The sequence below is a fragment of the Lachnoclostridium phytofermentans ISDg genome, assembly GCF_000018685.1.
GTDB classification, from domain to species: domain Bacteria; phylum Bacillota; class Clostridia; order Lachnospirales; family Lachnospiraceae; genus Lachnoclostridium; species Lachnoclostridium phytofermentans.
In genome coordinates this window covers 4,579,040-4,591,736 of sequence record NC_010001.1, presented here as the reverse complement: position 1 = coordinate 4,591,736, position 12,697 = coordinate 4,579,040, and the positions used below count along the sequence as shown (strand labels likewise).

The following is a 12,697-nucleotide window of genomic DNA, read 5'->3' as shown; positions in this document are numbered from 1 at the left end:
AGGGTGTGAAGCTATGGCCTCAATGAGAGACATTAAAAGGCGTAAGGAAAGTATTCAGAGCACCGGGCAGATCACAAAAGCCATGAAGTTAGTTTCCACAGTAAAATTACAAAAAGCAAAGTCAAAAGCTGAGAATGCGAAACCTTACTTTGATCATATGTATGATACTGTACTAAATATGCTTCGTAAGTCCGGTAATATATCACATCCTTATCTATCAGCAGGTAAATCAAATAAGAAGGCGATTATTGTAATTACCTCCAATCGTGGTCTTGCAGGCGGTTATAACTCTAATATCTTAAAACTCGTTATGAGTAGTGATATTAATAAGGAAGATGCTGTAGTTTATGCCGTAGGGCGTAAAGGAAAAGAGGCATTAGCAAGAAGAGGATACCATATTGCAAAAGACTATTCCGAAGTAATGAATGCACCGATCTATAAAGATGCTATTGAAATTGGTAAAGCTGTTCTTGATGCGTTTGTAGCAGACGAGGTAGGTGAAATCTACCTTGCTTATACCTCCTTTAAGAATACAGTGAGTCATGAACCGACTCTAATAAAATTGTTACCAGTTGACATGGAAGCGGCATTACAGGAGGGTGAAAAATCAGAGGATTTAAATGAGCGCCTGACTCTTATGAATTATGAGCCAGCAGCAGAAGAAGCATTAAATCTGATTATCCCAAAATACATTAACAGCCTTATCTACGGCGCCTTAGTACAAGCTCTTGCTAGTGAAAACGGTGCAAGAATGCAGGCTATGGATTCTGCTACTAATAACGCAGAAGATATGATTTCTGATTTATCACTTAAGTATAACCGTGCTCGTCAGAGCTCGATTACACAAGAGTTAACAGAGATTATCGCCGGAGCAAATGCTATTAACTAGAAAAGGAGTGACAAATAATTGGCAGATACTAATAATAAGTTGAAATCGGGCTTAGGTAAGATCACTCAAATCATCGGTGCCGTACTTGATATTAAGTTTGCGGAGGGGAAACTTCCAGAGATATACGAAGCGATTAAGATAAAGAAAAACGATGGAGATACCCTGGTAGTTGAAGTTGCGCAACACTTAGGTGATGATACCGTTCGTTGTATCGCGATGGGACCTACCGATGGATTAGTGCGTGGTATGGATGCGGAAGGAACAGGCGCTCCAATCAGCGTACCAGTTGGTGAAAATACACTAGGAAGAATGTTTAACGTTCTCGGTAATCCAATTGATGAGAAAGAAGCACCAAAGAACGTAGAATATTATCCAATTCACAGAAAGGCACCTGCTTTTGAGGAACAGTCTACTCAGACAGAAATCTTAGAGACTGGTATCAAGGTAGTTGACTTGTTATGTCCATATCAAAAAGGTGGTAAGATTGGCTTATTCGGTGGTGCCGGAGTTGGTAAAACCGTATTAATACAGGAGCTTATCACAAATATTGCAACAGAGCATGGTGGATACTCTGTATTTACCGGCGTTGGTGAGCGTACAAGAGAGGGTAATGACCTTTACTATGAAATGATCGATTCTGGTGTTATTAATAAGACTACCATGGTATTTGGCCAGATGAATGAGCCACCAGGAGCGAGAATGAGAGTAGGTCTTACTGGTCTTACGATGGCGGAGTACTTCCGTGATAAGTCAGGAAAAGACGTTCTTCTCTTTATTGATAACATTTTCCGTTTTACACAGGCAGGTTCTGAAGTTTCTGCGCTACTTGGACGTATGCCAAGTGCTGTAGGTTATCAGCCTACCTTACAGACAGAGATGGGTGCTCTTCAAGAGCGTATCACATCGACTAAAAACGGTTCTATTACATCCGTACAAGCTGTCTACGTTCCTGCGGACGATTTAACTGACCCAGCTCCAGCGACAACCTTTGCTCACCTTGATGCAACCACTGTACTTTCTCGTTCTATCGTTGAGTTAGGTATTTATCCTGCGGTTGACCCACTAGAGTCTACCTCAAGAATGCTTGATCCAAGAGTAGTTGGAGAAGAGCATTACAAAGTGGCACGTGATGTACAAGAGATTCTTCAAAGATATAAGGAACTTCAGGATATCATCGCTATCCTTGGTATGGATGAGTTATCAGAGGATGATAAACTCTTAGTTGCGAGAGCAAGAAAAATACAAAGATTCTTATCGCAGCCATTCCACGTTGCAGAGCAGTTTACAGGGCTTCCTGGAAGATATGTTCCAGTTGCAGAAACAATTCAAGGCTTCAAGGAAATTATCGAAGGAAAGCATGATGATATACCGGAAAGCTACTTCTTAAATGCTGGTAATATTGATGATGTACTTGCAAGAGTGAAAGCAAACAAGTAGGAGAAGAAGATGGCAGATAACAGTAAGGATTTTAAGTTACAGATAATCTCTCCTGATCGCATCTTCTTTGACGGAGAGACTGATATGATTGAAGTAAAGACGACAGAAGGTGAAATGGGTATCTTAAAGCACCACATTCCGCTGACTGCAATCTTAACACCAGGAATTCTTCGAATTAAAAATGGAAGTGAAGAACGTATCGCAGCTCTTCATGATGGTTTTATCGAAATTCTTGGAGATAGAGTAACGATACTTGCTGAATCGTGTGAGTGGCCGGATGAAATTGACTTAAATCGTGCGAAAGAAGCAAAACTACGAGCGGAAAGACGCTTAAAGGGTGCAGAAGGTAATATCAATGAAGCGAGAGCTGAAATGGCACTGCGAAGATCCTTACTGCGTATTGAAGTAGTAGAAAAGTATCATAAATAGAATAAACCTCCATTTCTTGGCAATAATCAAAAAAAGGAATGGAGGTTTTATTATGCGTGATTTTCAATTTAGCTATGATCGGAAGCGTAAACACATACCGATTCTTGAAGTTCTAAGTAATAAAAGGATGCGTTTTTTATTTGCCATAGTTATGCTATTGTGGGTTGCAGTTGGGGCGCAAATCATTACAAATAAAGTATTTATGAAAGACGGAGACATTATTGGAGCTTTTATGAATACGAATTCCGGATTAATGGAAAGTACATTAGAGGTAACTGCAAATTATGGGAATCAGTACTTAACGCAGGAGGATAAATTATCGTTAATTTCTTATCTCTCGAATGGATTAGGAATACGATTCGACCAGCAGGCAGAAAATAATGAGACGGCAGAAAGAAAAGAAACAGTTTTTGTAAGAGAAGCAAAAAGAGCAAAGACGACGATTAAAGTTGTTACGGTGAATGGTACTAGCTCAATAGATGCATTTGCACAAAATTCAGAGAAGGTTTCTGGAGTTACACAGTATGTAATGGTTCGCTTAACAATCTATGAGGATGTTAACAATGATATTTTAGAGTATCAAAAGATAATTAAATTATTGTTTGAGCAGTTAAAAGTGGCAAAGACGAATATTAATATAACCATGCAGTTTAGTGGAGCATTTGCAGGGAATCTATTACTGGAGACAAAAAATAAAATGGCGGATCGTATGATTGATAACCTTAATGGAACAATTGTATACGAAAATCGTCAGAATGATTTGTATACCATCTATGCTTATACTGGACTATTAGACGAGTACATTAAAGTAGATGGTAATAAAATTAATATACAAGTTGCTATGAATTATGACGAGGAGAACGATACAACAAAAATATATCTTGCAACTCCTATTATTAGTGGAGACTGGTAAAGCTATACTTAGCGGAAATAAAAAAGGAAGTTAAATTGAAATGAACCCAAAATGTTTGGACTAAAATCTAACATTTTGGGTTCTCTTCTTATTTCCTTTTTATTTATAAATCTGGTTCTGTTTATTATTTATTATTATTTATTAAATTAGATTCCGCTTATTATTTATTAGGCCCAGTTTATTACTTTTTGTACTTTACTTTTGATTGTTATTTTTATATTTTGGTTCTGGAGAATAGTATTCAAAAATAACCATTTTATTCGTATTCTCATAATGCGCTGAATCATCATTTTTTCGAACGGTCCAAACAGCAGGGATGGCACCGAGAAACTCAGACAATTTTACTAACCATGCGGATTTTTTCTTATGGTATGCGATAAAGTGAGGTCTTGCGATTACATTTGTTAAGACACGACTTATGACATAAGCTTGTGACTTTGTAAGCTGTTTTTTAAATTCATTCGGACCTGCGCTTAACTGACCGCGTAATATTTCTGGTGCGTTCTTTTTAAACCAAGCTACAATAAGAGGTTGAAAACTTTCTACACAGAAATCTCCTTGGTAGCTTTTTAGTATTTTATATGCCTTTTCACAGAGTAATCTGTTTTTTGGACCATTTTTTAGTTCAACAATTAAAGGTACTTTTCCATTAACTAATTTAAGGACATCAGTAAAAAGTGGAATATGTTCGTTTGTATTACAAAGTGAAAATTGCTTCAATTCTTTATAGGTATAAAAGTCCAAACGATTATCAATACCACAGACACGATTTAAGGTATCATCATGAAAAACTACAATTTGTCCGTCTTTCGTGAATTGGATATCTAATTCAATTCCATATCCATGTTCTACAGCTTTACGAAATGCAGTCATAGAGTTCTCTGGAATTGTTTTTGATTTGTTATGAAGACCACGATGAGCATAATTTCTATATTCTAATGGTGCTACCATAGATTTTTTATATTTACCTGGAGCAATTAGGAAGATAACAAGGAGAATAAAAACAATAAGGATTATAAGTAACGTAATTATTACATTCATAGTAGTATTACCCTATACAATTTCCCTAGGGCCCATCCTTTCTTTTTGCTTTATCAGTTATATCATTTTAGTTGCAATTGGCATCAATTAAATGCCGTAATACAATTTGAATTCTAGCACAAGATTTTGCCACAGTCAACGCTGGAAAAAATTAGATTGTACTATTTTCTTTGAAAATTGCTTGCATTATGTAATCTGCTTTTATAAGATAGTAACTATACTATAGTAGAAAAAAGACAGCAAGGAGGATACCTTATGAGACTTATGTTTGCATCTGATATACATGGTTCTGCATATTATTGTGAAAAATTAATGGAGTGTTATGAGAAGGAACAACCAGAGAAATTAATATTACTTGGTGATCTTCTATATCATGGCCCTAGAAATGATTTACCTAAGGATTATAATCCAAAAGAAGTTATTCGTATGCTAAATGAAAAGAAAAATGAAATCTTATGTGTAAGAGGTAATTGTGAGGCAGAAGTGGATCAGATGGTACTGGAATTCTCAGTAATGTCTGACTCTTTGTTACTTTATGTAGATGGAATTACCATCTTTGCTACTCATGGTCATCTTTTTAATGAAGAGAAGCTTCCGCCAATTAGCGATAAAGATATACTAATTCATGGACACACCCATGTCCAAGCGATTCGTAAGATGGAGCAAGGTATGTACTTAAACCCCGGATCCGTTTCGATTCCAAAGGAAGGTAATAAAAACAGCTATATGATTTACGAAAATGGTACCTTTTTAATCAAATCTTTGGATGGAGAAGTAATTAGAGAGTGGAGTGTGAAGAGAATTTCTAAGGTACTATAATACACCGCCTAAGAAATTCTAAAACTTCACACTAGAAGAATAAAAATGAAATCCATTGGAATTTCTTTTTTATTCTCATTCTTCAGGTCTGCGTGTCATCCTCGGCCAAACTCCCAGCCTACTGAACAGGAATGTTTGGAAGTGTGCGTGACTGGTATAAAAGATAGAAAATGATAAAGCACCAAGTAGATGAAAATTCTGTTTGGTGCTTTTATTCATGGCATGGAAAATTTCGAAAAGTGTGCCTTTATTGTTTGTGTATAGTGAAGCTTAACCATATAAAAATATTAATACATTAAGAATAGTTAGTATTAGGCATCTAATTTCATATCACCGAATTTAATCCAATTTTTCTTTCGCATAAATTCTGATACGAGAATAGAGATAACAGCAGGTAAGACAAAGTGCATTAATAGAATTAAGCCAATAGAACCAACAGTACCAAACGTAGGAACCATGGAATCAAAGGCCATAAACTGACCTACTAATCCAGAAGTACCCATACCAGATCCTGTAGGATTGTTGGTCATACCGATAAGTGCAGAAATCGGACCTAAAATAGCACTAGAGATAATTGCAGGTAACCAGATGATTGGTTTTTTAACGATGTTTGGCATCTGAAGCATACTTGTTCCTACGCCTTGTGCGAATAAACCACCTATTTTATTTTCACGGTAACTTGCAACAGCAAAGCCGACCATGTTTGCGCAACATCCGATACAGGCAGCACCCGCTGCAATTCCGCCTAACTTTAAAGAAATTCCTAGGGCAGCAGAACTGATTGGGAGGGTTAGTACAATTCCCATGATAACAGAAACAATAATGCCCATTAGAAGAGGCTGTCTTTCTGTACCCCAATTGATAAGCTCACCTAAAGCTGTTATAAAATTAGTGATAGCTGGCCCAACCAATAATCCTGCAATGGAACCAGAAGCAATAGAGGTAATTGGTGTAACAAGGATATCTACTTTGGTCTTACCAGATACCAGATGGCCGATAGTAATCGCTATATAAGCAGCGATAAACGCTCCTAATGGCTCTCCCGGAGATGCAAATGCTATCGTTGGTGTCGCGGTATCAGACAATAGAAGGGTACCCTTTAAGATATTAGAGGCATAGGCACCAACCATTCCAGCGGTAGCAGCGGATAATAAAACTAATGGCGGCTCTTTAAACTTATATGCTACTCCACAACCAATACCAGCTCCTGTTAAAATAGTAGCTATTTTACTAATTAAAAATATGGTATCTCCAACTGTACCACCGATGAATTTTGAAATCTGTTGTAGGATGGTACCGACAATTAAGGTGGAAAATAGACCAAGTGCCATTCCGCTTAATCCTTCAATAAAGATACGATTTAGAATTTTTTTAATGTTAGACATAGTTCTCCTCCCTATGTTTGAAAAACAATTTAATGTTTCATATTTATTCTATCGTTTAAAAAAGCTGCATATACAGGCGTATATACAGCTGTCTTGACAGAAATATATCATAGACTGAAAAGAATGTCAATCATGTAGCTTTAATCAATCAGATAACCATGTAGCTTTAATCAATCAGATAATCATGTAGCTTTAATCAATCAGATAATCATATAGCTCTAATCAATTAGATAACCTTTTTCCTTTAAAACTGACTCGATACGGTCTAAAGAACTTTCATCATCAGCTTCTACCGTATGATAGTGATTACCTCCAGTGAGTTCCTTTAGAGGAACTGTCTGCTTTTGGTTAACCTTAGTGACAAAATCAATCACGTCCTGTTTGGTACTGATGATTAAGTCTGCTTCAATCGTACCATAAATAGCATGGCTGACAATCACATCAAGGATTTTTCCACCAAGATCTACAATGGAACCTAGCTCATCTTCGATTTGTTCTGTGGAATGTTTTACATAAAAGCAACGATTTACTTTCTTTGGCTCTTGACAATAAAGGATATAACCTTTCGTAGTAGAAAGGATATTTTTATTGACCGCTCGTAACAATGCGATATCTTGGACTATCACTTGTCTACTCACACCTAGTTGTTTCGCAAGTTCGCTTCCTTGGATGGGTGCATTCGCCTTGTTCAGTATCATAAGTAGTTTTTCTCTACGTTCCTTTCCCTCCATATGCTATTCCCTCCTAACATATTTTTTGCACTTACTGCGTAAACTTATACACATAAGGTGAAAAAATTTTCATTTGCTATAAAAATCTTAAAGTAAGAGGCTTAAATCTCTGGAATTAAAGCGGTTACTAGATTTACAGTATGCTCAATTGCCTTAGCTTCAAAGGTTGGATAATCAACGGTTGCACTGTTATCTGCCTTATCTGAGATAGCACGGATAATTAAGAATGGTATCTGGTTTAAGTATGCGGCTTGAGCGATTGCAGCACCTTCCATCTCAGTACAAAATCCGGAAAAATTAGTAACTAGTCTATCTTTTTGGTCTTTATTTGCAATAAATTGATCACCTGTTACAATACGACCTTTAAATACAGAGATGTCTGGATTAACTTTTTTACATAATCTCTCTGCTTTCGTTAATAGTTTTTCATCTGCTTTGAATATTGATGTCTCCATTCGAGGGATTACACCAAGTTTATATCCAAAAGCCACAGCATCAACGTCATGTTGAAGCGCGTCTGTTGATAGAACGATGTCACCGATATTGATGTCATTATTTAAAGAACCAGCAATACCTGTATTGATTATAGCAGAAGCGTGAAATTCATCCACAAGAACTTGAGTACAAATCGAAGCATTCACCTTACCAATTCCTGAGCGAACGATGACAACGGCTCTATCCCCGAAGTTTCCGCTATAAAAGTCCATTCCAGCTTTTTTAGTAATTGTTACTTGTTGCATTTTATTTTTTAACTGAGTTACTTCCTCATCCATTGCACCAATAATTCCAATCATAATGTCCTCCATTCTTTTGTGCCCTTTGCGCATAAATAATGCTAAAATTTTCGCGGCATAAATCTTTTACTAAAAGAATAATTCCTCTAGCGTATTATCTCAAATTATTATCTTTTATGGTATTATTATAACAGATTATTTCCTAGTTCTACAGTCAATAGTGAATTTATCAAGATTTTTAATTGCAAATTAAAGCAAACTGATATAAAATTATGCAATGAGTGTTAAGATAACGTACCAAAAGGCGTGGAAGCGTCGGAATCGAGGATAAGATGAAATTTAAAACTAATGGAGTTTGTGCCAGTGAAATTAATTTTGAAGTAGAAGAAAAAGACGGAAAGAAGATAGTTACTGATGTAAAGTTTACCGGTGGTTGTAATGGAAATCTGCAAGGAATTTCTAAACTTGTAAAAGGAATGCCGGTCGATGAGGTTATTGAGAAGTTACAAGGTTTACAATGTGGATACAAATCAACCTCTTGTCCGGATCAGTTAGCAGAGGCTCTTAAGCAGTTAAGCTAGGAGTTAATGTGAAAAGTTTTTTCGCAAGGTGAATTTCGAAATGATTCACTTTGTAAATACTGTGCTTGTGGGCCAAAGTTTGCAGGCTATGGAAAGGCATGGTTAACATGGGAGGCAATCTATGAAACGAATTGTTTTAACCGGTGGTGGAACAGCCGGTCACGTAACACCAAATATCGCTTTAATAGCAGGTTTAAAAGAGCAGGGATATGAGATACATTATATCGGTTCTTATGAAGGCATTGAAAGAGAGTTGATTGAAAAACTTGGTATCCCTTATCATGGAATTTCTTCCGGTAAATTACGAAGATACCTAGATATTAAGAATTTTTCTGATCCATTCAAGGTATTAAAGGGTTATCGTGAAGCGAAAAAGTTACTAAAGAATTTAGATCCGAATGTTGTATTTTCAAAGGGTGGTTTTGTCGCAGTACCGGTAGTACTTGCTGCTAAAAAAAGAAAGATACCAGCCATAATACATGAGTCGGATATGACACCGGGACTTGCCAACCGATTATGTATTCCATCTGCTGCGAAAGTATGTGCAAACTTTCCGGAAACCTTAAACTATCTTCCGAAGGAAAAAGCCGTATTAACTGGTACTCCTATTAGGAAGGAGTTATTTTCAGGAAACAAGATTAAAGGGCTAGATTTCTGCGGCTTTACCGCAAATATTCCTGTTCTGCTAATCGTCGGTGGAAGTACTGGAGCGCTTAAGGTGAATGAGGCTGTACGTAATTTACTACCTACCTTACTAAAGCGTTTTCAGGTGATTCATTTATGTGGAAAGGGAAAAGTGGATCCTTCGTTTAATAAGCATAAAGGATATGTTCAGTACGAGTACATTGGAGCTGAGCTGAATCACTTATTTGCTGCAGCTGATATTGTGATTTCAAGAGCTGGTGCAAATGCCATTTGTGAATTGTTAGCACTTCGAAAACCTAATATCTTAATTCCACTCTCCGCGGCAGCGAGCCGAGGAGATCAAATACTTAATGCAGAGTCTTTTGAGCACCAAGGGTACAGTTATGTAATTAAAGAAGAAGTTTTATCGAATGAAACTTTATTACAAGCTGTAAATCATGTTTTTGATAATCAGAAAAGTTATATTGAGGCTATGAAGAATAGTAATCAAAATGATGCTGTGGATAAAATTATAGGATTAATCGAAGAAGTCCGCTTAAAATAGATAAAAGTAGGTTACAAGCCTGCTATAGGTCGGGTGCTTGAGCGAGTAACAAGTTAAAATTATTAGAAGTTAAAATTTAAAAAGCAGAAATCAAATGATGTATATTTTGTTTAAAAATACATTGTTTGATTTCTGCTTTTTCTATTTCTAGATTCGACAACTACTAAAATAATATTTTTAATAGAATTTTCCTCATTCTTATCGCTTTTTTTCATAGACATTATTCGACAGAAGATAGGAGTGGATAACTATATTTATAAGTTTTGATGAATTTTATTTGCTAATTGGGCAGCTTCACCATTGGAATAAGATAGTGCTTCCCAAGGGATTGTAACGCCATCATTTTCATAGCGAGGAATAAGGTGAATATGAAAATGAAATACAGACTGACCAGCTGCAGTTCCATTGTTTTGAAGAATGTTGATTCCATCACAATTTAGTGTTTTTTGGATTGCAATAGCTAGTTTTTTTGCAACGGAAAGTGCCCTTGAAACCTCAGGTTCTTCAAGTTCGAATAAATTTGCAGCGTGCTTTTTTGGTAGTAGTAGTGTATGACCTTTTGATGCTGGAGAAATATCTAAAATCGCACGGAAAAGGTCGTCCTCATATACAGTTGCGGATTGAAATTCTCCGGAAGCTAGTTTACAAAAGATGCAGGAATTATCACTCATAAAAACCCTCCATTAAGTTTAAATTGTTTCATTTATTATAATACATTTTTCATATTTAGCAAGGGAGAATATCCCCTAAATGGCTGAAAATGTCGTATGTGATGTTGTTATATTTTGTCGTTGCATGTCAACGTGTTGTTGTTGTTTAATATTACAATATTTGCTAAAATATTTGTTGAAAGGGGGCATTAACATGTTAACAATGAAGGATTATGAGCTTTTAAGCGAGGTGACAAAAGACAACTCGACGGCAGAGTATGTTTTTCGTCGATTTCGTGATGAGCATCGATTTATTGCGACAAGAACAATTCATGAGCTTCGTAACTGGCTTGCTTGTATACGAAGTTCGATGCAGCTATTGGAGGATGACTTTCCTGAAACCTCAGATAGCAATTATATGCAGTATGTAAAGCAGGATATGATGGTAGTTTGTGATCGTCTAACAGAATTCGAGCGTTTATACGATTGTATGGAGGAAGAATTAAAGAAAGGAAATTTACTGGAATTAATTAAGTCTGTCGTTCATGAGGTAAATAAGGAATATGAAAAACAAGGTGTCTTGTTATCGGTTAGCTATGACAACAAGACCGAACGTTATGCGAGCGAATGCTGTTTTGATGAGTTACGAATGAGACAGGTGATGAAAAAATTATTACAGGAAGCTTTACATGATTTTAAGCCTGGCAATCAAGTCAAGGTATCGTTAACGATTAATACAGAAAAAAACAAAAAAGGTAAATGTATTCATGTGAAAGTAAGTGATAGTGGTGAGTTTATTCGTGCGGAAGACATCCAAAATATTTTTGAACCGTATTATAGTACTGAAGAAGATAATACAGGAGTTGGATTTTCATTTATGAAAATTACCCTACTACGTCATGGTGGAGATGTCATTGCAAATCGTGACGATGAAGAGTCCTATATAGAATTCTACCTTCCGATTACTGCTTAACGATTACATAGCTATAAGTACACACTTATTATAGAAATTTCGTGACGCCCAGTCACACAATCTCTTACTTATCAGCGCTGCGAGTTCATTTTCTAGAGATGGATTCGGGTAAGTAAGAGAGTAAAAAAGAGGCTTCTGTTATACGGAAGCCTCTTTTTTACCATTTTAAATCATGTGCCTATATGACAATACTACTATCCCATTTCTATTACTATCTTTTCGTATTATTGGACATAAAATTTCTTCTACGTTCTATTAAATCTTGACAAACCAGTATCTCAATGACATGTTTTAACCAAGCACCAGAGATTGTACTTGGGAGTTTCTCTGGGAAGACCATGATATCTTCTGTAGATTCTTTTTCATTTATTGATTCGTTTTCCGTTAATGGTAGGATTCTTTGGCATATAACATCAACCATTTTTAAGATCGTTGTACGGTCAGGAATTTTATCATAGATGAAACTGCCATCCTGATCCAGACGATTGATTTCACTTAGAATTTCGAGTCTAAGACGTTTGATAGGAAAGGAATAGAAAGATATAAACATCTCTAAATCCTTTTGTTGTTGGTCCAATAAATCCTCACAAGTTTCAGCTTGCTCTAATGTTGTTTCAGCAACTTCAACTGCTGGATTACATGGAACTCTATATGGTTGTGGAATAGAGTAAAAAGGAATTCTGATAGGTGGAGGTGTATTATTTTGACGCATGATATAATTGTTTCCGTTTTTTGAATAGCTTGTATAGTAAGGAGGATTATAATCAACGGAAGTATGGTCAATTCGATCATCAAATGGAGACATAAAAACCTCATATTTATATACTCACAACTAATATATGCGACAGATGAAAGACCGATACTGAAGTTTTCTTGCTTTTTAATCAAATCTTAAGATGTTCTTAACCTGTTTGTCCTCAGGGCTT

At 36.2% G+C, this 12,697-nt stretch carries 14 protein-coding genes; 8 read left to right on the top strand and 6 right to left on the bottom strand.

What is annotated here, in order from left to right; translation table 11 throughout:
* Positions 1-13: 13 nt before the first annotated feature.
* From atpG to CPHY_RS19340, 4 genes are read left to right on the top strand one after another with little or no spacing between them, the layout of a single operon-like run.
* Positions 14-889, top strand: coding sequence for an ATP synthase F1 subunit gamma (gene atpG, locus CPHY_RS19355; RefSeq protein WP_012201732.1), 876 nt, complete (start codon positions 14-16; stop codon positions 887-889).
* Between the two features lie 18 nt (positions 890-907).
* A complete protein-coding gene (gene atpD, locus CPHY_RS19350; protein WP_012201731.1) occupies positions 908-2,326 on the top strand; it encodes a F0F1 ATP synthase subunit beta in 1,419 nt (472 codons plus the stop codon).
* Positions 2,327-2,335: 9 nt separating this feature from the next.
* Positions 2,336-2,755 (top strand): ATP synthase F1 subunit epsilon, encoded by a 420-nt coding sequence (atpC, locus tag CPHY_RS19345; RefSeq protein ID WP_012201730.1) that lies wholly within the window; start codon positions 2,336-2,338, stop codon positions 2,753-2,755.
* 52 nt (positions 2,756-2,807) lie between these two features.
* Positions 2,808-3,668 (top strand): YwmB family TATA-box binding protein, encoded by an 861-nt coding sequence (locus CPHY_RS19340; RefSeq protein WP_012201729.1) that lies wholly within the window; start codon positions 2,808-2,810, stop codon positions 3,666-3,668.
* A gap of 195 nt (positions 3,669-3,863) precedes the next feature.
* Here the strand turns inward: CPHY_RS19340 and CPHY_RS19335 are convergent, their stop codons facing one another.
* Positions 3,864-4,709 carry a glycerophosphodiester phosphodiesterase family protein gene (locus CPHY_RS19335; RefSeq protein WP_012201728.1) on the bottom strand — a complete coding sequence of 282 codons (846 nt, stop codon included), beginning with the start codon at positions 4,707-4,709 and terminating at the stop codon, positions 3,864-3,866.
* Positions 4,710-4,964: 255 nt separating this feature from the next.
* Between CPHY_RS19335 and yfcE the strand changes: the two genes are divergently transcribed.
* Positions 4,965-5,528 (top strand): phosphodiesterase, encoded by a 564-nt coding sequence (gene yfcE / locus CPHY_RS19330; protein WP_012201727.1) that lies wholly within the window; start codon positions 4,965-4,967, stop codon positions 5,526-5,528.
* Between the two features lie 311 nt (positions 5,529-5,839).
* Here yfcE and CPHY_RS19325 read toward each other — a convergent pair whose 3' ends face one another.
* The 3 genes from CPHY_RS19325 to CPHY_RS19315 all read right to left on the bottom strand — a co-directional run bounded on the left by CPHY_RS19325 (position 5,840) and on the right by CPHY_RS19315 (position 8,438).
* Positions 5,840-6,913: a PTS transporter subunit IIC gene (locus tag CPHY_RS19325; RefSeq protein WP_012201726.1), complete on the bottom strand. Its 1,074-nt coding sequence runs from the start codon at positions 6,911-6,913 to the stop codon at positions 5,840-5,842.
* A gap of 218 nt (positions 6,914-7,131) precedes the next feature.
* On the bottom strand, positions 7,132-7,644 hold the full coding sequence (locus CPHY_RS19320; protein ID WP_012201725.1) for a transcription repressor NadR: 513 nt from the start codon (positions 7,642-7,644) through the stop codon (positions 7,132-7,134).
* A 101-nt stretch (positions 7,645-7,745) separates the two neighbouring features.
* Positions 7,746-8,438 (bottom strand): 5'-methylthioadenosine/adenosylhomocysteine nucleosidase, encoded by a 693-nt coding sequence (locus CPHY_RS19315; RefSeq protein WP_041703794.1) that lies wholly within the window; start codon positions 8,436-8,438, stop codon positions 7,746-7,748.
* Positions 8,439-8,710: 272 nt separating this feature from the next.
* On the opposite strand from CPHY_RS19315, the gene CPHY_RS19310 reads away from it, so the two are divergent.
* Positions 8,711-8,959, top strand: a complete 249-nt coding sequence (locus tag CPHY_RS19310; protein WP_012201723.1) for a TIGR03905 family TSCPD domain-containing protein — start codon at positions 8,711-8,713, stop codon at positions 8,957-8,959.
* Between the two features lie 121 nt (positions 8,960-9,080).
* Positions 9,081-10,148, top strand: a complete 1,068-nt coding sequence (locus CPHY_RS19305) for an undecaprenyldiphospho-muramoylpentapeptide beta-N-acetylglucosaminyltransferase (RefSeq protein WP_012201722.1) — start codon at positions 9,081-9,083, stop codon at positions 10,146-10,148.
* 254 nt (positions 10,149-10,402) lie between these two features.
* Here CPHY_RS19305 and CPHY_RS19300 read toward each other — a convergent pair whose 3' ends face one another.
* On the bottom strand, positions 10,403-10,819 hold the full coding sequence (locus CPHY_RS19300) for an HIT family protein (protein WP_012201721.1): 417 nt from the start codon (positions 10,817-10,819) through the stop codon (positions 10,403-10,405).
* 193 nt (positions 10,820-11,012) lie between these two features.
* Between CPHY_RS19300 and CPHY_RS19295 the strand changes: the two genes are divergently transcribed.
* Complete coding sequence (locus CPHY_RS19295; RefSeq protein WP_041703793.1) at positions 11,013-11,771, top strand: sensor histidine kinase; 759 nt, start codon at positions 11,013-11,015, stop codon at positions 11,769-11,771.
* 211 nt (positions 11,772-11,982) lie between these two features.
* Here the strand turns inward: CPHY_RS19295 and CPHY_RS19290 are convergent, their stop codons facing one another.
* Positions 11,983-12,576, bottom strand: a complete 594-nt coding sequence (locus CPHY_RS19290; protein WP_012201719.1) for a hypothetical protein — start codon at positions 12,574-12,576, stop codon at positions 11,983-11,985.
* Positions 12,577-12,697: the final 121 nt, after the last annotated feature.